The sequence below is a fragment of the Maribacter sp. 4U21 genome (assembly GCF_002742365.1).
Taxonomy (GTDB): domain Bacteria; phylum Bacteroidota; class Bacteroidia; order Flavobacteriales; family Flavobacteriaceae; genus Maribacter.
The window spans coordinates 23,895-47,310 of the sequence record NZ_MDGN01000050.1 but is presented as its reverse complement, the minus strand read 5'-3'; the positions used below and the strand labels follow the sequence as shown (position 1 = coordinate 47,310).

Annotated in this window: 19 protein-coding genes; 9 read left to right on the top strand and 10 right to left on the bottom strand. The window is 39.1% G+C overall.

The annotated features are described in order from the left end of the window. Positions 1–65: 65 nt before the first annotated feature. The 4 genes from BFP77_RS10060 to BFP77_RS10045 form a co-directional block, all read right to left on the bottom strand. The gene (locus BFP77_RS10060) at positions 66–2,339 is read right to left on the bottom strand and encodes an aconitate hydratase (protein ID WP_099573898.1); all 2,274 of its coding nucleotides are present in this window, start codon (positions 2,337–2,339) and stop codon (positions 66–68) included. Between the two features lie 183 nt (positions 2,340–2,522). Continuing rightward, positions 2,523–3,476: an AAA family ATPase gene (locus tag BFP77_RS10055; RefSeq protein WP_099573897.1), complete on the bottom strand. Its 954-nt coding sequence runs from the start codon at positions 3,474–3,476 to the stop codon at positions 2,523–2,525. Positions 3,477–3,480: 4 nt separating this feature from the next. Next, entirely contained in the window at positions 3,481–4,929 is a 1,449-nt protein-coding gene (locus tag BFP77_RS10050) for a peptidylprolyl isomerase (protein ID WP_373604825.1), read from the bottom strand. After that, positions 4,922–5,785, bottom strand: coding sequence for a peptidyl-prolyl cis-trans isomerase (locus BFP77_RS10045; protein ID WP_257212934.1), 864 nt, complete (start codon positions 5,783–5,785; stop codon positions 4,922–4,924). The genes BFP77_RS10050 and BFP77_RS10045 overlap by 8 nt, the downstream gene beginning before the upstream one ends. Positions 5,786–5,961: 176 nt before the next feature. Between BFP77_RS10045 and BFP77_RS10040 the strand changes: the two genes are divergently transcribed. The 4 genes from BFP77_RS10040 (at position 5,962) to BFP77_RS10025 (ending at position 9,772) form a co-directional block, all read left to right on the top strand. After that, complete coding sequence (locus tag BFP77_RS10040; protein ID WP_099573895.1) at positions 5,962–6,210, top strand: hypothetical protein; 249 nt, start codon at positions 5,962–5,964, stop codon at positions 6,208–6,210. After that, complete coding sequence (locus BFP77_RS10035; RefSeq protein ID WP_099573894.1) at positions 6,211–7,347, top strand: serine hydrolase; 1,137 nt, start codon at positions 6,211–6,213, stop codon at positions 7,345–7,347. A 22-nt stretch (positions 7,348–7,369) separates the two neighbouring features. Next, the gene (rluF, locus tag BFP77_RS10030) at positions 7,370–8,113 is read left to right on the top strand and encodes a 23S rRNA pseudouridine(2604) synthase RluF (RefSeq protein WP_099573893.1); all 744 of its coding nucleotides are present in this window, start codon (positions 7,370–7,372) and stop codon (positions 8,111–8,113) included. 345 nt (positions 8,114–8,458) lie between these two features. Further along, a complete protein-coding gene (locus tag BFP77_RS10025) occupies positions 8,459–9,772 on the top strand; it encodes a carboxypeptidase-like regulatory domain-containing protein (RefSeq protein ID WP_099573946.1) in 1,314 nt (437 codons plus the stop codon). An 80-nt stretch (positions 9,773–9,852) separates the two neighbouring features. Here the strand turns inward: BFP77_RS10025 and BFP77_RS10020 are convergent, their stop codons facing one another. Next, positions 9,853–10,332, bottom strand: coding sequence for a fasciclin domain-containing protein (locus BFP77_RS10020; RefSeq protein ID WP_257212936.1), 480 nt, complete (start codon positions 10,330–10,332; stop codon positions 9,853–9,855). Positions 10,333–10,508: 176 nt separating this feature from the next. Between BFP77_RS10020 and BFP77_RS10015 the strand changes: the two genes are divergently transcribed. Next, on the top strand, positions 10,509–11,564 hold the full coding sequence (locus tag BFP77_RS10015; protein WP_099573945.1) for a S66 peptidase family protein: 1,056 nt from the start codon (positions 10,509–10,511) through the stop codon (positions 11,562–11,564). On the opposite strand, the gene BFP77_RS10010 is transcribed toward BFP77_RS10015, so the two are convergent. Further along, complete coding sequence (locus tag BFP77_RS10010) at positions 11,565–13,775, bottom strand: RecQ family ATP-dependent DNA helicase (protein ID WP_099573891.1); 2,211 nt, start codon at positions 13,773–13,775, stop codon at positions 11,565–11,567. It lies immediately after the preceding gene. 173 nt (positions 13,776–13,948) lie between these two features. Here BFP77_RS10010 and BFP77_RS10005 point away from each other — a divergent pair, with 173 nt between their 5' ends. The 4 genes from BFP77_RS10005 to lptB are packed head-to-tail and all read left to right on the top strand — an operon-like array spanning position 13,949 to position 16,919. After that, positions 13,949–14,926, top strand: a complete 978-nt coding sequence (locus tag BFP77_RS10005; protein WP_099573890.1) for a KpsF/GutQ family sugar-phosphate isomerase — start codon at positions 13,949–13,951, stop codon at positions 14,924–14,926. Next, positions 14,926–15,774 (top strand): twin-arginine translocase subunit TatC, encoded by an 849-nt coding sequence (tatC, locus tag BFP77_RS10000; RefSeq protein WP_099573889.1) that lies wholly within the window; start codon positions 14,926–14,928, stop codon positions 15,772–15,774. The genes BFP77_RS10005 and tatC overlap by 1 nt, the downstream gene beginning before the upstream one ends. A gap of 2 nt (positions 15,775–15,776) precedes the next feature. Further along, positions 15,777–16,127, top strand: coding sequence for a carboxymuconolactone decarboxylase family protein (locus tag BFP77_RS09995; protein WP_099573888.1), 351 nt, complete (start codon positions 15,777–15,779; stop codon positions 16,125–16,127). Between the two features lie 51 nt (positions 16,128–16,178). After that, on the top strand, positions 16,179–16,919 hold the full coding sequence (gene lptB, locus BFP77_RS09990) for an LPS export ABC transporter ATP-binding protein (protein WP_099573887.1): 741 nt from the start codon (positions 16,179–16,181) through the stop codon (positions 16,917–16,919). A gap of 7 nt (positions 16,920–16,926) precedes the next feature. Here lptB and BFP77_RS09985 read toward each other — a convergent pair whose 3' ends face one another. The 4 genes from BFP77_RS09985 to BFP77_RS09970 form a co-directional block, all read right to left on the bottom strand. Beyond that, a complete protein-coding gene (locus BFP77_RS09985) occupies positions 16,927–19,317 on the bottom strand; it encodes a hypothetical protein (RefSeq protein ID WP_143751893.1) in 2,391 nt (796 codons plus the stop codon). A 92-nt stretch (positions 19,318–19,409) separates the two neighbouring features. Then, positions 19,410–21,830, bottom strand: coding sequence for a hypothetical protein (locus BFP77_RS09980; RefSeq protein ID WP_099573885.1), 2,421 nt, complete (start codon positions 21,828–21,830; stop codon positions 19,410–19,412). An 81-nt stretch (positions 21,831–21,911) separates the two neighbouring features. After that, entirely contained in the window at positions 21,912–22,541 is a 630-nt protein-coding gene (locus BFP77_RS09975) for an arsenate-mycothiol transferase ArsC (protein WP_099573884.1), read from the bottom strand. A gap of 57 nt (positions 22,542–22,598) precedes the next feature. Further along, positions 22,599–23,405, bottom strand: coding sequence for a DUF4198 domain-containing protein (locus tag BFP77_RS09970; RefSeq protein ID WP_099573883.1), 807 nt, complete (start codon positions 23,403–23,405; stop codon positions 22,599–22,601). Positions 23,406–23,416: the final 11 nt, after the last annotated feature.

Genomic DNA, 23,416 nt, shown 5'->3' with positions numbered 1-23,416 from the left:
CGTAGTGCCCAAAACTAAAAAACTCCCGAGGAATATCGGGAGTTTTCTGAAACTATTTGTGTTTATTAAGCTGCATTTTCACGCTTAATCACGTTCAACGCAGAACCTTCTTTGAACCATCCTATCTGAGCCTCGTTGTAAGTATGATTTACTTTGATGGTATCTTTACTGCCATCAGCATGAACTATCTCCAAGGTTAGAGGTTTGTCCGGTGCAAAATCTACAATATCTATAAAGTTAAACGTATCGTCCTCTTGTATTAAGTCATAGTCACTTTCATTAGCAAAGGTAAGACCAAGCATCCCCTGTTTCTTGAGGTTCGTCTCATGGATTCTTGCAAAGGACTTCACTAATACGGCAGCCACTCCTAAATGTCTAGGCTGCATCGCGGCGTGCTCCCTAGAGGAACCCTCGCCATAATTATGGTCGCCTACAACGATAGACTTGATACCAGCAGCCTTATAGGCCCTTTGTGTATCAGGAACACCACCATACTCACCAGTAAGTTGATTTTTTACAAAATTGGTTTTCTTATTGTAAGCGTTTACAGCGCCGATAAGTGTATTATTGGCAATATTGTCCAAATGTCCTCTAAAACGCAACCACGGTCCGGCCATAGAAATATGGTCAGTCGTACATTTTCCAAAGGCTTTAATAAGCAACTTTACTCCTTGTAACTCTTCATTTTTAATAGGTACAAATGGCTCCAAAAGCTGAAGTCTCTCAGAAGAATCGTCCACTACAACCTTTACACCGGAACCGTCTTCCATAGGTGCTAAAAACCCAGCATCTTCTACTTCGAAGCCTTTAGGTGGAAGCTCCCAACCTGTTGGTTCGTCAAATCTAACCTCTTCTCCGTTTTCATTGATCAGGGTGTCTTTCATAGGGTTAAAATCCAAACGACCTGCGACGGCTATGGCCGCCGTAATCTCTGGTGAAGCTACGAAAGCGTGTGTGTTTGGATTACCATCCGCACGCTTGGCAAAGTTCCTATTGAAAGAGTGTACAATACTGTTTTTCGGTGCATTTTTAGGATCACTATAGCGCGCCCATTGCCCGATACAAGGACCACAAGCGTTCGTAAAAATCTTTGCATCCAAATCCTCGAAAATTCCAAGGATACCATCTCTTTCCGCAGTAAAACGAACTTGCTCGGAACCTGGATTAATACCTAATTCCGCTTTCATTTTTAAAGCTTTATCCAAAGCCTGTTGCGCTATGGACGATGCACGTGATAAATCTTCATAGGATGAATTGGTACACGAACCTATTAAGCCCCATTCTACTTGAATAGGCCAGTCATTTTTAGTGGCTTTTTCGGTCATGTCGCTACCTACGGGTGTAGATAAATCCGGAGTGAACGGCCCATTCAGTAAGGGGTTCAATTCCGTTAAATCTATATCTATCACTTGATCAAAGTACTGCTCTGGATTTGCATATACATCTTCATCAGCCGTTAAATAATCTTTCACTTTGTTCGCGGCATCAGCTACATCTGCTCTGTCGGTAGCCCTTAAATAACGCTCCATCGATTCATCGTATCCAAAAGTAGAGGTCGTTGCCCCAATTTCAGCTCCCATATTACAAATGGTACCCTTTCCTGTACAGGATAATGCTTTTGCACCAGGTCCAAAATATTCCACGATAGCTCCGGTACCTCCTTTGACGGTAAGTATTTCCGCTACTTTAAGAATTACGTCCTTAGGTGCTGTCCAACCGGAAATGTTTCCTGTTAACCTAACCCCTATCAACTTAGGAAACTTAAGTTCCCAAGCCATACCTGCCATAACATCTACCGCATCTGCACCACCAACACCAATGGCCACCATTCCTAATCCGCCTGCATTAACCGTATGGGAGTCCGTCCCTATCATCATACCACCTGGAAAAGCATAGTTCTCCAAGACTACTTGATGAATAATACCTGCCCCTGGCTTCCAAAACCCTATGCCGTACTTATTAGACACGGACTCCAGGAAATCAAAAACCTCAGCACTGGAAGTATTCGCAAACTTTAAATCGGCTGCGGCCCCATTTTTAGCTTGTATTAAGTGATCACAGTGTACGGTTGTTGGCACAGCGACTTTTGGCTTCCCTGCTTGCATAAATTGAAGCAAAGCCATTTGAGCCGTTGCATCTTGGCAAGCAATACGATCCGGAGCAAAATCTACATAGTCCTTACCTCGGACAAATGCCTTACTTGGGTTACCGTCCCATAAATGAGAGTATAATATTTTCTCCGAAAGGGTCAGTGGTTTACCCACGATCTCACGAGCTTTGTCAACTCGCTCCGCCATATTGGCGTACACCCCTTTAATCATATCGATATCGAATGCCATTATTTATTTATTTTAAGGTTAAAGCAATATTGTAAATTTAAGAAAATCTAAGGGGCATTTAAAACTTTCTAAGAATGAAAACCTCGTTTTTAAGGAATTAATAGATTTGAGACGCTGTGACTAGCAAAGTCTATATACCCACGCGTAAATAACAGGAGAAAAAATATTTTATTATGATATTGGTTAAAGAAGTTTATCAATAATCGCTTCCTCCGTAATTCCCTCTGCCTCTGCTTTGTAGTTTTTAATGATACGGTGCTTTAAAATACCCTTTACAACGGCTTGGACATCTTCAATATCCGGAGAATATTTACCATTGATCGCTGCATTGGCTTTAGCGCCTAATATTAAATTTTGAGATGCTCTAGGACCAGCGCCCCAATCTACATATTGCTTTACGTAGTCAGAAGCGGACACTAAATTAGGCCTGGTGCTGTTCACCAATTTTACGGCATACTCCACAACATTATCAGGAACGGGTATACGGCGTACAAGCTCCTGCACTTCGATAATTTCTTTTGCCGAGAATTGGGGAACAACCTGATTAGATGCCATTGAAGTGGTGTTTTTAACGACCTGGATTTCTTCCTCGATTGAGGGATACTTCAACTCTATGGCAAACATAAACCGGTCTAACTGTGCTTCAGGAAGCGGATACGTTCCTTCTTGTTCTATGGGGTTCTGAGTAGCCAACACAAAATACGGTAATGCTAACTTATGTTGATGACCTGCAATGGTAACCGCACGCTCCTGCATGGCCTCTAATAAGGCCGCTTGTGTTTTTGGAGGTGTTCTATTAATTTCATCCGCAAGGATAATATTGGAAAATATGGGTCCTTTAATGAACTTAAAATTTCTAGCCTGGTCTAAAACTTCACTTCCCAAGATATCACTTGGCATTAGATCCGGGGTAAACTGAATTCTCTTAAAGTCTAGCCCTAAAGCCTGGGCAATGGTATTGACCATTAAGGTTTTAGCGAGGCCAGGAACACCAATAAGCAAGGAATGTCCTCCCGTGTAAATTGATAATAGGATTTGGTCAATAACTTCTGTTTGACCCACAATAATTTTTCCTATCTCTTTCTTAAGCGCATTGTGTTTTTCAACTAAATTGTTAAGCGCGGCAACGTCTGACATATACTTATTCTTTAACCCAGTTATTAGCGAAATCGCAAGCTCTGTTTGCTTCGTTAACACTGATGTAGGTATCCTCAATATGCTCGTCCATCCATTTTTTTATAGCGTTGAACTGCTTTTCCGTAAGTGCTAATTGTTGAATTTTTGTGTAATCCTTTGCGAAATCTGCCGTATGCTCATCGAATCTATTGGAAACCTGAACAATCTTATATTTAGGGGCGCCACCACGTGGGTCTTCTTCAATTAATGGATAGGATATCTCATTATCCTTCAAATTTCTCACCTGATTATAAAGTGATGGGTCCATTTTAGTCAATTCAAATCTAGAACTAAAATCTTGTGGATTCCTAAGCAGTCCACCATCGAATTTAGTTTCTTTTTCATCAGAAAAATTCAATGCCGCTTCAGCAAAAGTAAACTCCCCTTCCATAATTTTCTTTCGAATGGTATCCAGCTCTTTCTTGGCCTCCTCCATGGCAGCATCAGGTATCTCGGGCTGCAATAAAATGTGTCTTAAATCTAATTCCTGCCCTCGTATCTTTTCTATGTAAATAATATGATAACCAAACTGGGTCTCGAAAGGTTCGGAAACCTCACCCTCCTTTAGACTAAACGCTACATCCTTGAATTCTTTTACAAAACCAGATTTCTTTGTAATACCGTTGTACAATCCACCTTTAGATTTAGAACCCGGATCTTGTGAATACAATATGGCCTTTACGCTAAAACTAGCGTCATTATCCTCGATATCCGCTTTAATCTGATTCAGCTTATCTATTACTTTTTGTTTTTCAGCCTCTGTAGGCTTTGGCTCTTTCACTATTTGGGAAATTTCCAGTTCTGCCCCAAAAACAGGTCTTTCACTCTCTTGTATCTTATTGAAAAACTGACGAACCTCTTCAGGAGTTATCTCTATGTCCTTAACAATGTTTTGCTGCATTCTTTCAGAAAGCATACGCAATTTATTGATTTTGTAAAGCTCCTCCCTAAAACTGGCCTCGTCCTCTTTTTTGTAATATTTCAAGACCTTGTCCATTGAACCGATCTGTTGCACAAGCGACTGTAATTGACGATCGCCGGTAGCATTTACCTCATCATCGGAGACCAAGATACTATCCTGTACCGCTTGATGTGCATATAAACGGTCTTCCATTAATTTACCTAGAAGTCCGCAATGGGTAATATCTTCCGTTGATGCACCCTGACTTTTTAAATCGATTAAGGTCTTTTCAATATCAGAATCCAATATTACATAATCTCCCACCACAGCGGCAATACCATCAAGCTTAATTTTCTTGAAGTTTGATATGGAATCCTTCTTTTCAGAAACCTGTGCCTCAGCTATGGGTTCCATAGGTTCTGCTTGGTTATCCGGAACAACCGGTATTGAGTCCTGTGCGGTTATGTGAAAAGCACACGAACCAAACACTAACAATAAAATGAATTTATTCATTTTTTGAAAATATCTCAAATTCTTTATCTCTAATCGCTTCATCTATGATTTCAGTTTCTAGCTTACGTAGGTAGTCTAATTTTCTACGACTTAATAAAACTTGTTTTATGGTGGGCGAAATAAAGGATAGTGGTGCAATATCATTTACTTGCTTAACATCCTCAATTTTACCCAAATATACCGCTATTGAATCCTCCAATTCAAAAAATTGTGATTTTTTTAAGTACTTATCTTCGTTAGCGGCGGTTATCGCAGTGATTTCCTCTAACACCCTGGAGGAGGTTACCCAAATAGAATCATTAAAATGCAGCTTTTTAAACTGCACTCCAATAGAGTCGAGGTAGGCAATATCCTTCGGTTCAAAGTTTTTTAAACTTTTAATGACCTCTTCCTTATTTAAGAATGCTTTGGGCAATTCTATGAACCTTATTTGTACAAGGCGCTCCTTTAACCTAAAATTCTCGTTTTCCTGATTATAAAACTCTTGTAACTGATTATCGGTAATTACCGAGTCGGCACCTTGACTAACCAATGCTTCTTTGTAGGCCCGAGTATATAAATCCGCTCTATAATTAGCTACCAGAGCATCAAATTCCTTAAGCTTTTGTTCCGATAAGTTAATTTTAGATTTTGTTAATAGCAATTGTTTTGACGCCCAGCTGTTAATATAGTTAGACACAAAGGAAGCACTATCTGCCTTGGACATTCCGGAGGTAATTAAATTTGCGATATCTTCTTTGAACAGATAGGCTTCACCAACCCTAGCTAAAGGCGCACGCTCTTCTTTCTTCTTAAAATAAGCATCACAAGAGGATAGTAATACCAAGAATATTAACGCACGGAGAACAGCACGCATCAAAACTTTTTGTGTAGATATCTTATTAAAAAGCATTTGGCAAAAATAGCAAATACAAAATCCCATGCAAGAACCGCTTACTTTACTTAACACAATTTTAGGGGCTACTATCTAATTTTGCTATTTTCGCATTAGCATATCAGTGAATCTTATCACCTAATTTAACCTTATTATAATTGGCAAGGAACATTAAACTTATCTGGGATTTTAGAGGACCTGCTGCCTTACCTACTGCAGAGCACCACGAAAAGCATCTTCAGGATTATATCGCAATTGAAGAAATCGGTTTGAACATTACCGGTCATGAGCAATTGAACGACATGCACAGTATAGCTTACATGGTAGTAGAAGAAAAAAATATGATTACCATAAGGGATGTTCTAAAACCTCATCGAGGTGAGCTTTACACCTCTAAAACAGATTAAATGAAAAAGCTATTCTACACTTTAGTAATGGTGTGCTTCACCTTCATTTCTTGCCAAAATAATAATAGGGATGAAAATCTATTGGCACTTGCCTTGGCATCCGAAAAACCTGCCATTAAACGCGTTATGGATAGTGTGGAGCAATATGAAGTTCAAATTCGGTACACTCAAATTAACCGCACTGGAGACAGTATCCATTTTGTGGATTACGATTTTCAAGTCGATGATGATAATTATTTTTATCCTGCTAGCACCGTTAAATTTCCAGTTGCGGTGATGGCCTTGGAAAGACTCAACGAGACGGACACGCTTACCAGAGAAACCAGGTATTACGTAGAAGGAGATTCCATAGAGACAACCTTTGCAAAAGATATTTCCCAAATATTTGCCGTTAGCAATAATCTGGCGAATAATAGACTTGTTGAATTTCTTGGCCAAGACGCTATCAACAAAGGTTTAGAAGAAAAAGGTCTGTCCCCTGTTAGAATAGCACATAGATTGGGCTACCATACCGATGAGTTAACGACAAAACCGCTGATCATCTATTTGAACGATAGTACCACAACGCCTACCGAACCTTCGCTAAATAGCGCGCCGTTCCCCTTAAAGCTTAATGCAATACACAAAGGCATTGGCTATTACGAAGATGATGAGCAAATCAATGAACCGTTCAATTTTAGCCTAAAGAATTATTATCCTGTTAGTACGCAACACAAACTATTAAAGCGCGTAATCTTCCCTGAAAAATTTTCAACGAACGAACGTTTTAACCTTTCTAAAAATCAACATGATTTCTTATTGAACGCAATGCACACCTTACCAAGAAAAGTTGGTTACGACCCGGATAATTATTATGACGGTTACTGCAAATTTTTCATGTACGGGGACACAAAGAAGACCATACCAGACCATATTAAAATTTATAATAAGGTGGGTTTTGCCTATGGCACCTTAACGGATTGCGCCTATATTAAAGATGAAAAAAATAACGTGGATTTTTTGATTACCGCGACCATCTTGGTAAATAAGGACGGTATTTTCAATGATAACGTGTATGAATACGATGCTGTTGGTATCCCGTTTTTAGCAGAATTAGGAAGAGAAATTCATCGCTTAGAAATAGAGAGAAAAAACTAATTTATAGTTGTACCACAGCGCTATGCCAGAAGAAAACAGACTCATCAGGATAAATAAGTTTCTTAGCGAAGCGGGCCATTGCTCTAGACGGGCTGCAGATAAACTCATAGACGAAGGAAGAGTGACAATAAATGGCGTGGTGCCAGAAATGGGAACGAAAATTTCACCAAGTGATGTGGTCCACGTTGATGGTGAATTGATTACTATGACCAAAGACGAAAACGTGTACCTAGCCTTTAACAAACCCGTAGGTATCGTTTGTACTACGGATACGGGCGTAGAAAAGGACAATATCATAGATTTTATAAATTACCCTAAAAGAATCTTCCCCATCGGCAGGCTGGACAAGCCAAGCGAAGGTTTAATTTTTTTAACCGATGATGGAGATATTGTAAATAAAATTTTAAGAGCTAGAAACAACCATGAAAAAGAGTATTTGGTTACCGTGGACCAACCTATACATCATGATTTCCTAAACAAAATGAGAAATGGGGTCCCAATTCTAGATACGGTAACAAGAAAATGTAAGGTTTTTGAAGTCAGCAAGTACCAGTTTCGTATTATACTAACCCAAGGATTGAACAGGCAAATACGACGCATGTGCGAATATTTGGGATACAGGGTTAAAAAATTGAAGCGTATTAGAATCATGAACGTAAACTTGGACCTACCCGTTGGGAAATGGAGAAAGCTTACCTCAAAAGAACTAGAGGAAATCAATAGATTGGTAAGTACTTCATCCAAGACATATGAAGAACCAAAATAACCGCCTTTGGAGACCGTTTCATCAGTCGGCCCCTAAGGCAAGTCTTATGTGTCATATCTCATAAGAAATAAACCACCAACAATTCGTAAACCTTAAAAAAATGACCTCGGGGCAGAACTTCGAGGCATTAGGAATAAAGCCAATATTTATTTTGACGCAAGCATCGGAGTAGTATAAATCCGGATGATCTAGTAAAATCAGGGTTTTCTAAGATGATTGGGATAATGAATAAACAGGCAAGTGGAATATTAAATCTGTAAAAAGGTGCCTAATTTTAAGATTTTTTATGATGCTACTCCTCTTAAAATCATTAACTTAGAGTTACAAAAATTTGCAAAGAAAATTATGAAATACAATAGTACTACAACAGAAAAAAAAGTCTTTATCAAATCTTTTTTCGTATCGATTTTGATGGTGGTGACCTTTGGCACCAATGTCTTGGCACAACAAGATAGCTTTAAAGAATATTCGGGAGAAGTTTTAGATAAAGACACCAAAAAACCCTTGGTTTTTGCCACACTTAGTTTAGAAAGTAGTAATGTTAGCACCATTACCAATACAGAAGGAAAGTTTCTGCTTAAAGTTCCTGAAGCCAAAAGCAATGGCACTATAAATATCTCTTTCTTAGGCTATAAGTCTTTAAGCTTGCCTATATCTGAGTTAAAGGAAAACAATAACAAACTGTTCATGACCGAATCGGTTACGCAACTTTCAGAGGTAAATATAAAAGTACCGAAAGATGCGGAAGGTCTAGTCCGTGAAACACTAAAGAAAAAAGGTGAAAATTATATTAGTGACCCTACGGTAATGACCGCATTTTATAGGGAAACGATTAAGAAAAGAAGAAAAAACGTAAGTCTTTCCGAGGCCGTGGTAAATATTTATAAAACGCCTTATACCTCTAACAGAACTGATGCTCTTAAACTCTATAAGGCAAGAAAGAGTACGGATTACAGCAAACTGGATACTGTAGCACTTAAATTACAGGGCGGACCCTTCAATGCCTTGTTCGTGGATATGGTTAAATATCCTGATTACATCTTCACCGACGAATCTATAAATTATTACAACTTCTCTTTTGTAAATTCTACAAGGGTAAATGATAAGCTTATTTATGTAGTTAAATTTGAGCAAAAGCCCGAATATATTGACCCAATGTACAAAGGCAAACTCTATATTGATGCAGATAAAAAAATATTGACCAGTGCTATCTACTCGTTGAATATAACGGATAAAAATTTGGCAGCACGGATGTTTGTAAGGAAGAAACCACGAAATGCCAATGTTTGGCCGACCGAGGTAGCCTATAGGGTTGATTACAGGGAAAAAGATGGTAAATGGTATTACGGCTATAGTAATGCCCTTTTGGAGTTCAAGGTAGACTGGGATAAAAGACTGTTCAACTCCGTTTACAGTATGAGCTGCGAAATGGCCATAACGGATTGGGAGAAAAATCTCACCAATACTGTTCCTAAATCCAAAGAGCGGATTAAGTCCAGTATTATTTTAAGCGACGAGGCAATAGGTTTTGCAGACCCAGATTTTTGGGGGGAATATAATATTATAGAGCCAGAAAAATCAATTGAGTCCGCAATTAAGAAAATTCAAAGACAACTAAGAAGAGCTAAAAATAACAACGGAGGCACTTCTGCCCCATAAATAAAAACGACATTATTGTAAATAAAAAGCCTTAGTTTCAAAGAACTAAGGCTTTTGTCTTGGGGAAACTTTTCTGCCAATTATTTGGGCATTACTACCGTATCTATAGCGTGTATTACACCGTTAGAAGCCGAAACATCGGCCATAACCACTGTCGCGCTATTTCCTTTTTCATCTTTTAGCATAACCTTCCCATCTTGTAACGACAGTTCAATAATTCCTCCTTGTACGGTTGTTACAGGGAAAGAACCATTATTTCCATTGATTGCCTCTACTACAGCTGCCGCCTTATACTCTCCCGCAACAACATGATAGGTGAGAATACCCGTTAACGCATCTTTACTTTCAGGTTTCAGTAACGTAGCTACTGTACCTTCTGGTAAAGCTGCAAAGGCATCATTAACTGGCGCAAAAACGGTAAAAGGTCCATCTCCACTTAATGTGTCTACTAATTCCGCAGCTTTCACCGCAGTAACCAACGTAGTGAAATTGTCATTTCCTGCGGCTACACCCACAATGTTTTGCGCTTTTAATACGGCTGTAGTACCTAAAAATAGCATTGTACTCAATAATGTAATCTTAATCTTTTTCATAGTGTTGTTTTTAGATTTCTGATAAAAGTACGGCTATCACTAACACATAAATCATAAATATTGTTTAATTTTTTATTGATTTAGTTAAACAAAATACAATTCTTATGGAATGCCTATTTTTAAAAAGAAAAATAATCACATTTATGCATCATTCCAGACGAAGGTTTTTTAATGGACTAATGGGACTATCCCTTACCACACTAGCACCTTACATATTGTTTTCAAAAACGGAAAACGCGACGCATCAGGAGGTAAAAATTCTACCTAAAGGCCTAAGGATAGGAGATACCATTGGTTTAATTGCCCCGGGCTATACTTTTCCCGCAAAGGTCTTAGAAGAGACGAAACAGACCCTGACGGCCATGGGGTTTATACCATACTACACAGAAAGACTCAATAAAAGACATGGATATTTCAGTAATACCGACGCGGAACGGGCAAAAGATTTAAATCACATGTTTAACAATACTGAGGTTGATGCCGTATTATGTGTTAGAGGTGGCTATGGCTGTACACGAATAATGAATCTTATAGATTATGAGGCTATTAAGAAAAATCCTAAAGCCCTAATAGGTTTTAGTGACGTAACAGCGCTACTTAACGGAATTTATAAAATGACCGGATTAGTAACCTTTCATGGACCAGTGGGAAGTACCTTGAATGATGTCTATAGCCAAAAGTCGCTTTCAGAAATATTGACATCCCACAGAAATTTAAAATCAATTCACAATACAGTTCTTCTACCGGAATATATAGGTAATCCTGAATACGAAAGATATACTATCACCAAAGGTAAAGCTGAAGGAATTCTATGTGGAGGCAGTTTAACACTTATTAATGCGCTTATAGGAACCCCCCACGAAATAGATTTTACGGATACCATCGTTTGCATTGAAGATGTAGAAGAGGCCCCATATCGTATAGACCGGATGTTGACCCAACTCATCGAGGGGCCTACTTTTAAGAAAGCTACGGGTATCGTATTCGGAGTTTTCGCCGGCTGTAATAAAAGTACCAATCCTAATTCCTTTACCTTAAAGGAAGTGCTTATAGATAGGATAAAACCGCTAGGAATACCTGCGGTGTACGGGATGAGTTTTGGTCATGTAGCACAGAACTTCACCTTTCCCATTGGCATAAGAGCCACGTTCAATACTGAGGAAATGGTCATTAGATTAATGGAAAAAACAGTAGCTTAACTAGTTAGCCACCTCACTTATGAACTTAAGTCGATACAAGCGTAACTCCTCGTCCTCATATTCCCCATCGAACTCCGTCATTGCTTCTTCAACATCATCGGTCTCAGCTTCAAGGAAGTAGTCGTGAATCTCTTCTTGTTGCTCTTCATCCAACACCTCATCTATCCAGTAACTAAGATTCAATTTGGTACCACTAAATACGATTTGTTCCATTTCCTTAATCAAATCGGAAATCTCTAAGCCTTTGGCGGAGGCAATATCCGTTAAAGGAAGTTTACGGTCTACATTTTGGATGATGTATAACTTTAAGCCAGAATTGGCACCCGTGCTTTTAACCACAAGGTCGTCCGGTCGTATAATTTCGTTTTCCTCAACATAGGTTCCAATAAATGTTACAAAGGGTTTTCCATATTTCTTGGCCTTTCCTTCTCCTACACCATGCACGTTCAGCAGTTCTTCTTGGGTAATAGGATACTTCATGGCCATATCCTCTAAGGAGGGATCTTGGAACACGACAAAAGGGGGTACACCTAACTTATCAGCCTGGGCCTTTCTTAAGCTTTTAAGCTGTTTTAATAATTTTTCATCTGCTACTCCGCCCGATTTAGCGGCGCCGACAATAGCATTGTCGTTTTCGGCGCTGTAGACGTGGTCTTTAGTCATCAGGAACGAACCAGGATTCTTCAGAAAATCATGTCCTTTGGGCGTAATATGAAGTACACCATATTGTTCAATTTCCTTTTTCAAGATACCGGCAACCAACACCTGTCTCACCAAAGCCATCCAATGGCTTTTGTCCTTATCAGCACCAATACCGAAAAATTCTTTTTCACTGGTCTTATGGGAAGAAATAATCGCGTTCGTTTTACCCAGTAAAGTAAATACGATTTCTTTTGACTTAAATTTTTCGCTCGTACCCTGCACGACTTTCAGAAGCTTCACTACATCGTCCATGGATTCTACTTTATCCTTTGGATTACGCGTATTATCGTCCATATCCGCTCCATCACCATTCACCTCATCAAACTGTTCTCCAAAATAATGAAGCATAAATTTACGTCTGGACATGGAAGTTTCTGCATAAGCTACGACCTCTTGTAACAGCGCATTTCCGATTTCTTGTTCCGCTACAGGTTTACCGGACATGAACTTCTCTAGCTTCTCAATATCCTTATACGAATAAAAAGCTAGGCAGTGTCCTTCACCTCCATCACGGCCGGCCCTACCCGTTTCCTGATAATAACTTTCAATACTTTTAGGAATATCATGATGTATGACAAAACGAACATCTGGCTTGTCTATTCCCATACCAAATGCGATAGTTGCCACGACCACATCTACATCTTCCATCAAGAACATATCTTGGTATTTTGACCTGGTTTTTGCATCAAACCCTGCGTGATAAGGGACAGCACTCACACCATTTACTTGAAGTACCTGCGCGAGCTCTTCAACCTTCTTACGACTTAAACAATAGATAATGCCGGATTTACCAGAATTCTGTTTCACAAAGCGGATGATATCCGCCTCTATATTTTCGGTCTTGGTACGTACCTCATAAAATAAATTCGGCCTATTAAATGAGGCCTTAAAGAGTTTGGCATCGGTAATTCCCAAGTTCTTTATGATATCTTCCTGTACTTTAGGAGTAGCGGTGGCGGTTAATCCAATAATGGGTATGGTATCGTCTAGACGAGCAATAATAGACTTCAAGTTTCTGTACTCGGGTCTAAAATCATGACCCCATTCAGAAATACAATGCGCCTCATCAACGGCTACGAAAGAAATTTTTACAGTTCTAAGAAATTCTACGTTCTCCTCTTTTGTTAGCGATTCCGGAGCTACATAAAGTAATTTAGTGACGCCATCAACAATATCCTGCTTTACTTGTTTTACTTCGGTCTTGTTCAAAGAAGAATTAAGCACGTGCGCAATACCCACTTCGCTAGAAATACCTCTTATGGCGTCTACTTGGTTCTTCATTAACGCAATTAAAGGCGAAACTATAATTGCCGTGCCAGGCTGCATGAGCGCAGGAAGTTGATAGCAGAGCGATTTTCCTCCACCGGTAGGCATAATTACAAAAGAATTTTTTCCTTCTAATATATTCTGTACAACGCCTTCCTGAAGACCTTTGAACTTAGAAAATCCAAAATATTTTTTTAACGCGGCGTGTAAATCAGTTTCACTTAAACCTTTATCGTATGTCACCTTCTACTATTTCGTGAGAGGAATATCTATTGCACAAGTAAATAAAATCAAAATCATTAGAACGTTGGTTGCATATCCAAAATATTACTTGATAGATATCTTACTAAAAGTAAGTTTCCGTAATTTTGTAATCTTAAAGATAAGATAATCTTTTAGGAATACAATCCATAAAATTGAATAATACATTCACATCCGCACAACGAATTATCGAATTAGCAAAGCGAACTATTGAAATTGAACGTAATGCTATTGGGCATCTCGCCGAGCTACTGACTACTGATTTCCCTGATGCGGCCAACTGTATTATTGCCTCTAAAGGCAGGGTAATCATTTCCGGAATAGGTAAGAGCGCCATTATTGCCTCAAAAATAGTAGCGACCTTGAATTCTACGGGTACCCCTGCAATTTTTATGCATGCCGGAGACGCTATACATGGAGATTTAGGTACAATTCAAGACAATGATGTGGTCATCTGTATTTCTAAAAGTGGAAGTACACCAGAGATTAAAATGCTTATTCCGTTAATTAAACGCGGCAACAACAAACTCATAGCAATGACCGGGAATTTAGATTCCTTTTTAGCAAAGCAAGCGGACTATGTGCTGAACACTTATGTAGAGAAAGAAGCCTGCCCAAATGGTCTAGCACCCACGACTAGTACTACGGCACAACTAGTTATCGGGGACGCATTGGCCATTGTACTATTAAATTTAAAAGGATTCAGTAGTACCGATTTTGCAAAATACCACCCTGGCGGTTCCTTAGGAAAGCGATTGTATTTACGGGTAGCGGATATTGCAAAAAATAATCAAATTCCACGAGTGGATACGGATACGGATATTAAGAAAGTAATCGTTGAGATTTCTAAAAAGATGCTTGGTGTAACAGCTGTGCTACAGGATGAGAAGATAGTTGGAATAATAACCGATGGGGATATCAGAAGAATGCTAAACAAGCACGATAATATAAAAGGATTATCTGCGAAAGATATAATGACCGCCAACCCTCAGACCGTTGAAATGGATACCTTGGCGCTTAAAGCCTTGGAACTAATGCAGAAGAAAGGAATTTCCCAGTTATTGGCAATGGACAAGGGCCAGTATAAAGGTGTAATTCATTTACATAATCTTATAAATGAAGGAATTTTATAATGGGAAATAAAAGTATTACTCCACCAAACGAGATGTCTTTCTTGGACCATCTAGAAGAGCTTAGATGGCATTTGATAAGATCTACGCTCGCCATTGTCATCATAGGTGTGGCCGCCTTTATGTTTAGAGGCTTCATATTTGATACGGTCATTTTTGGCCCTAAAAAAATGGACTTTCCTACGTATAGGCTTTTTTGTGATATCGCTACATTTTTAGGATTTGATTCCGCTTTTTGCGCGGACAAACTACCTTTCACTATTCAAAGTAGATTAATGTCCGGTCAGTTCTCCGCCCATATATGGACATCAATCTGGGCAGGTTTTATTATAGGTTTCCCTTATGTACTCTATGAAATGTGGAAATTTATTAGTCCAGGATTGTATGAGAAAGAACGCAAAAATTCTAGGGGTTTTATACTTATCGCCTCCCTCCTCTTTTTCATGGGAGTGCTATTTGGTTATTATGTGGTTGCACCATTATCCATAAACTTCCTGGGCACGTACCAAGTAAGTGCCGAAGTTACCAATGAATTCGATTTAGCTTCCTATATTTCTACAGTTAGGGCATCTGTAATCGCCTGTGGTATCTTGTTCGAGTTACCCATCATTATTTTCTTTTTGACCAAAGTAGGTTTGGTAACTCCTGAAATAATGAAGAAATACCGAAAGATAGCATTGGTTATTGTGTTGATTCTTTCAGCGGTAATTACCCCCCCGGATGTAGCCAGTCAAATAATAGTTGCCATTCCGGTCTTAATCCTGTATCAAGTTAGTATTCACATATCCAAACGTGTCCTGAAGAGCGAAGCTAAAAAGGCGCGTAAAGCAGAAAAAGCAAAAGCTAAATAAAAATGTCAAACCCTGTTGAAGAATTTAATGCCTATCGTTCTAAGATGAACGATAAACTTCTGGCGGATAACAATAAAGTTATCAAACGCATATTTAATTTGGATACCAATGCCTTTGCTGCCGGAGCTTTGGATGTCAAGACAAAGGAACTTCTAGGTTTGGTTGCATCCACGGTGCTGCGTTGTGATGATTGTGTAAAATACCATTTAGAAAGTTCTTATAATTCCGGGGTTTCAAAGGAAGAAGTGATGGAAACGCTAAGTATCGCTACTTTAGTAGGAGGCACTATTGTAATTCCCCATTTAAGAAAAGCCTATGAGTATTGGGAAGTTTTAGAAAACAACGAAGGTTAAATAAAATATAAAACCATTTTCGCACAGCAAAATAGGTTTAGATTTGAAAAAATGAAGTTAAGAGCCGAAAACATTATGAAATCCTACCGTGGCCGCAGAGTGGTCAAGGGCATTTCGCTTGAAGTGAATCAAGGAGAAATCGTGGGCCTGTTAGGACCTAATGGTGCCGGCAAAACAACTTCTTTCTACATGATCGTGGGTTTGATAAAACCGAACGGTGGGAATATCTATCTTGATGAAATGGAAATTACAAAATTTCCGATGTACAAGAGAGCTCAGAACGGTATTGGATACCTGGCCCAAGAGGCTTCGGTCTTTAGAAAATTAAGTATTGAAAAAAATATTATGAGCGTGCTTCAACTCACCAAACTCAGTAAAAAGGAGCAGCTAATGAAAATGGAATCCCTTATAGAGGAGTTTGGCCTGGGGCATATTAGAAAAAGCCGTGGTGACCTCTTGTCTGGTGGAGAGCGTAGGAGAACAGAAATAGCACGTGCACTGGCGACCGACCCCAAATTTATATTGCTAGATGAGCCTTTCGCCGGGGTTGACCCAGTGGCCGTAGAGGACATTCAACGCATAGTGGCCCAACTAAAGAACAAGAACATCGGTATTTTGATTACCGACCATAATGTACAAGAAACATTAGCCATTACGGAACGTTCGTATCTTATGTTTGAAGGAGGCATATTAAAGTCGGGCATTCCCGAAGACCTGGCAGCTGATGAAATGGTACGTAAGGTATACTTAGGCCAGAATTTTGAGCTTCGCAAAAAGAAGTTGGATTTTTGATTAAATATTATTTACTGGACTCTAATCGTATAGTCTTCGTAGTAGAATAAAGAGTGCCTTCCTTTCCCATGCCCTCGATAAAAATCTCGAACTCCTTCCAACCAAGACCGTTGAAACCGAAATATGCCCTCCCGTTATCGTTGAAGATTATAGAGGGCTCCCAATGAACCGTCCCGTAGTTACGGAAGGAATCGTCCGAAACGCTAGCGTATTTGGGTACGTAGAAATCCTTTGTAGGACTAAAGCCTTTAGGTACAGTATATTTAATAAAATCTGGCATATCAGAATCAGCCTCTAATCCATATTCTCCTTTTCTCATATATATCCTTATGACGCCTCCACCAGCCCCGGGTTCTCCATTCCCCGACCTGTCTATAAAGTAACTTTCAACTTGTTCCGTGAAAATATCTTCTAATATATTAAAATCAGGTTGGTAGACATCATCTATATAAAAAACAGGCCGAACATTTGGGGGTCTCATTCTACTAATCCTAATCCTGTCATATCCCACATTAGGCAAAATCATGACCTTAAATCCATTGCTTCTAATTACATCCAGAAAAAGGGGGTACGTATTTACAGTCCGCTTAGTTGTTGTTGTCATTCTATTTGCGTTAACATGGGGACTAAAAACCTTTTTTTCGATTTTTTCATCCACAACTATTGCTTCATCCAATTCTATTGTATTATCAAGAATTATGAAACCGTTTATACCCAAGGTTTCCAGGTTTTCAGAAAATAAAGTTCCCCTATTTTCCTTATTGACATTATAGATCTTGTCGGTGACCGTCCCATCATCCAGTCGTACAAAAAAGTTGGGGCGGAACAAGGTGCCATCGGAATACATCATGGCAAAATTTAGTTCGTCCCCTTTCTCAAAATAATTACCACCTATGAAGAACTCGGTAGAACCACGCTCCAACTCTATGACCTTTGGGTTTCCCTTACCACCTTGGTACATCATAAGGTTGCGCTCCTTCATGTATCCCGAATGTAACTTCCCATAGAGATCTACTCCGTCCTTATAGTCATATTCCTTTACCGGCGGGTCGTTGAAGATTGCGTCCCAATCGTACCTGGACCAACCTTGGGTCAATAACAAAAGGTCCAGATCTTCCTCTTTCACTTTGTCCGTTTCAGAAAAATAGTACGCAGGATACTCGATGAACCCTTTTACGTAGGGCCTCAGCAAAAAAGAACTTAATATATTTTTCTTAGGACTATAGGCCTTGGTCCCGGCCGGAAGAATAGAGGCGCTCAAGAACTGTAAACTATCCCTTCTTCCCCTATTGAACAGGCTTAGCTTTACCGAATCTCCCTGGACAAAGCTTATGGCGATATCCAAAGCTCCCTTTTCGACATTGTAATCGTTGAACAGCAGACGCTCTAACAAGGGATTGCCCTTATCGTCGACCAAGGTGACTATGTTCATCCCCGACTGTAACTGATCGGGACCAAGAACATAGGAAACCGTTTCTTGGCCCGCAGGAAAATCGACCATCATATATTTTAGAAGTCCGTCCCGGTGAAACAGCAACGAATAGCTCGCCTTACCCATTTGTTCCTTGGTCAACGGATTGGTGGAGAGAACCACCTCTATCCTGTCGGACGGTAGCCTTTTGATGGACATACCTATACCCCTTTCCCTTATTTCAGGGGGATAGAAGTTCATCATATCACCTTCAACGTTGGTCAAGGTACCTTTATAGTCCATTAATTTGTTCGGCAGAAATTCGAATTTGGACAGACCGAACCTATTGGTGACGAACTCGGAGATGATGTTCCCCGACCCATCGGTAAACCGTCCTTTAAGACCACCTACCCCTAGACCCGAAGAATCAAGTGCCTTAACACCTATGGTTGCCTTGACACCCGACACCAAATGTCCGCCCTCAGGTAAAAGCTGCACATCCAATTTACCGGTATTTCTCCTCTCCTTCTTCGACTCGACCTTGCTCAATACCCTGAACTCCTGAACATAGGAGTCGTCCTCCTTAAAGTTGCGCATACCACTGGTGGTTCCCTTTATGTAATAGAATCCAGCGGCAAAAGTAGAATCGATCTTGATCTGACCTATGGATAAACCGTTGCGTGCACTAAGAAGGTGTTTCTCCAATTCGTTCTCATCTTTGTCATAGATGCCTACATGGAGATTAATGGACTCTTCGAAGGGAACTCCCTTGACGCGGTCATAGACGTAACCCTTAAACCACATATGCTCCCCGGACACGTAAGTGCTTTTGTTAAGATGTAAGAAAACGGAAGCTCTGGGAAGACCGAAATAATCCCGGAAGGCCGGCTTGACCTTTTTCTCCACTACCTTCCTCTGTCCTAGTGATGAAATGGAAAATAACATTAAAATACCCAGCAGTACCGGACACATCTTCCTAGCAAACATAATCTTGAATTTGTACGGTAAGTTACTTTAACCCTTCCGAACGGGTAGTATTAAGTAATAAAATCACTTTTTTACCTACTTAAAGATAACAACTATCTTACAGAAATAAGCTCTCTTTGAGAATACAAAGTCCCGTCGGCGCCCATGCCCTCGATGAAAATCTCGAACTCCTTCCAACCAAGATTGTTAAAACCGAAATGTGCCTTCCCGCTTTCATTGACGCTTATGTTGGGCTCCCAGTGAACGGTACCGAAGTTCCGGAAGGAATCATCCGAAACGCTCGCGTACTTAGGTACGTAGAAATCCTTTACGGGACTAAAACCGTTTTGAAGCTTGTGAACAAAAAAATTAGGGTCCGCAATAGCTTCGTATGAGCCAGCGGCTCCCAAATCTCCGTCACCACGGGTGTATACGCGTATTATACCTCCAGCACCGCCAGGTTCCCCATTGCCAGACCTATCTATATAGTAACTGGCTATTTTTTTCGTAGAAAAATCTTGGAGAATATTAAAATCGCTATAATAAACGTCATCCACATATAAAATAGGTGAAGGCTGCGTTAACGAAAACGACATTACCCTTTTAGTTGTTATTCGTATCCTATCATAACCTGTATTAGGCATCTCCCAGACATTAAAGCCATTTGAACGAATTAAATCCAACAATTGTGGGAAATTAGCTTCTGTTTCGGTGGTTACTTCGGTTAACTTATCCTCGGATATTTGGGGATTGGTAAAGCGCTTCCTTTCTTTTCTTTCCGTTACAATTACCTCCTCTAGAGCAATTGTATTGTCTGGTGTTATAAAATTCTCTAGTCTATAATCGTCTAACTCCATATTGTAAAATAACTTATGATTCTTTCTGCGCAAATCATAGATCTTATCAGTTGTTATACCGTCGTCTACTCTTATGTATAAATTAGGTCTAAGTAATTTACCATTAGGACCAAGTGCCGTTAATTTAAGTTCAGTTCCTTTCTCTAAATAAAAGTTTTTAATATCAAAACTGTCTTGCCCTTGTTTTAAGTCTATCATCCTTGACCCGGTATTTTTACCCGGATACAACATTAAATCATATTTTTTTGGCAACTCAAAATTTAACTTGCCCATCAAATCCACCCCTGTTTTAAAACTGTATTTCTTTTCTGGAGGGTTGTTAAACAGATTGTCCCAGTTGTAACGAGACCATCCCTGAGTAATCAATAATAAATCTAATTCTTCTTCTTTAACCATTGTCATATCAGTAAAATAATAGGATGGGTGCTCAATAAAACCATTTACATAGGGACTTAATAAAAATGAATTTAGAATATTCTTCCTCTGTTGATAGGCTTGAGTGCCTACAGGAAGAACAGATGCGCTTAGAAATTGTAAACTGCCAGTATTAACAAGTTCATTTAATGTAATTTTTACCGAATCTTCTTTTGTTGTATTTAGTGATACACTTAATTCGCCTTGTTTAATTCCTTCTGAATTAAATACTAATCTTTCCGCTATTGGTCTACCTTCATTATCAATTAAGGTTATAATATTCATTCCTCTATGCAATCCTTTTGAATCTAGGATATAGGATATATAAGACTCTCCAAATGGAAAATTTACTTCAATGTTTTTTAATAAACCATCTCTATGAAAAAGTAAAGAATAGGGCTTATTCCCTATTTTATTTTTGGTGAACGAATTAGTGCCTAATAAAATCATTATTCGATTTTGAGCAACTCGCTTTACGGACATTACTATTCCAATGTCCGCTATATTAGGCAATGTAAAACTTAGCTCATTACCATCACTATTTTTTATATAACAATAATAATCTTCGTTTTTATCTGGTAGAAACTGAAATTTGGCAAGACCAAAACGATTGGTCCTAAAACTAGCTATACTATCTCCAAGCCTATTTTTTATATATCCATCAAGGCCCTGAACCCCATAACCAAACCTATTTAGCACCTTAACCCCCACCGTACCTTGAACCCCAGACACTAAATGTCCTCCCTCAGGTAAAAGCTGAATATCAAGAATTGGAGACTGATAATCATTTGTTTCCGGTAGTTGGTCATCCACTACAGTAAACTGCTGAACAAACGAATCATCCTCCTTAAAATTACGCATCCAACTTGTTGTAGCCTTAATATAATATTGGCCTCCGGCAAAAGTAGAATCTATTAAGATTTGACCTTTTGAAAAACCTTCTTCGCTAATAAAAAGCTCCTTTGTGACTTGATCTCCATTGCTATTATATATTCCAACATAGAGATTAACAGGTTCTTTAAAAGGAGTTTGCTTTAAACGATTATACAAATACCCTTTGAACCATATATGCTCACCTTTGACAAATGCACTTTTATTAAGATGAAGAAATACAGAAACTCTAGGGAGACCGAAATAATCTTTGAAAGCAGGTTTTATTTTGGCATTAACACTCAAATTCTGCCCTAAGAGCATGTAAGCCCCTACTGCCCAAAGAGTAAAAAAAAGAAAAGTTTTTCTTCTGAATAATAAATTCCATTTCATAAATAATAGCTTAGCCCAGATAATAAATCTATAAGATAGTGCATAGTAGTTATTATTCAAACTTAACCTGACCCTTTAAAATCATTTTATTTTAGAAAAAACATATAATAGCTCCGTAGCAATCTCATTGCTACGCTCTTGGTATTTTTCGGTCTGTAACGGAGTGTTATCAAATTCTTTTGGATCTTCGAACGTTAAGGCTATCCTTTTTTCTGCCCCGGGTATAAAGGGGCAATTCTCATCCGCATGTGAGCAGGTCATGACCGCAGCGAAATTACTCTTTGGATTAAAAGGATGGTCATATGTTTTTGAAAAACCTATGATAGGATGTGCATCAGCAGCATATTTGATGCTATACACGGGATTAGCACCCGTTGAAAGTCCAACAATTTCAAAGCCCGATTTACGTAGTACCTCAGCTACTTTTGGAAACAAAGCCGTTGCTTCCGCACCACCAGAATAGCAATACACTTGCTCCAGATTAAAATAATACGCCATGACCTGCGCCCATATTTGAGCCATGTGACTCCTGCGCGAGTTGTGTGTACACACGAAATTCAGGTTAATTGGTTTTCTAAGGTCTTTTTTCTCTTGAATAAATCCAACAAGTACCTGAAGAATAGCTCGTCTTTCCTCGGAAATCGTGCTAACATCTAATTTGGAAATAATTTTCCGGAGTTCTTCAAATAGCACCGTTCCTTTTTGTTGCATAGGACAATATTACAACATATCGCTTTCAAGAATGGCAGCGTTGGTAAAAGCTAACAATTATTTAATCTCAAAAGTCAATGTTGCCCAGTTGGACTCGTAATCCACTTCTATACCATTTCTTTTTTCCATATGTATGGTTGCTATGTACCACTTCCCCTTCTTATTCGGCACAATGGACACAAAACCATTTTCATTTGTCTTGGTTGAATTTTCATTCTCGTGCGTATCCTGTCCCGGAACAGCGGTACTGTAATGCACGATGTGATTAGCCAACGGAACGCCGTCTCGCAGTAGTTTAAATGCTACGGCATCGCCCATTTTAATATCATAAGGGTTGTTCAAAGGAACAAATTCTATAGGATATCCCAAAGGCTTCATAAAATCGATTGTTCTCTTTTCCCCAACCTGTAAAAGTGTTTTCACATGTTTGGAATAACGTTCCTTAGCGCCGGTATTATCTATGTCCTGCTTCTTCCTATCTGCAATAGTGGTCTCTAGACCCTCGTGTTCCAAATACGCATTAAACGCTTTTGCATCCATCTCAAGAACTCTTGGCAGTGTAGAAACCCCAGCAACGTAGGTACCAGAATTACCTGTAGTAAAATTGAGATAGGTAATCTTATTTTTTATTTCATATTGTCCTTCCTTTGGTTCCATTAGGTAATCCGGACCTATAATTTTACTATTGATGATACGGTCAGTTGTTATCGCATTTTCACTAGTATCAAAAGTACCGTTCAACAAATATAATTGGGTGGCTTTATTGGTTTCTAAAAAGTGTGTATCCGTTTTAAGAAATAACTCATGGGACATGAATAAAAATGTTGCCAAACAAAGAAATACGAGTCGAAAAGAATTATGCATGCTTTATAATT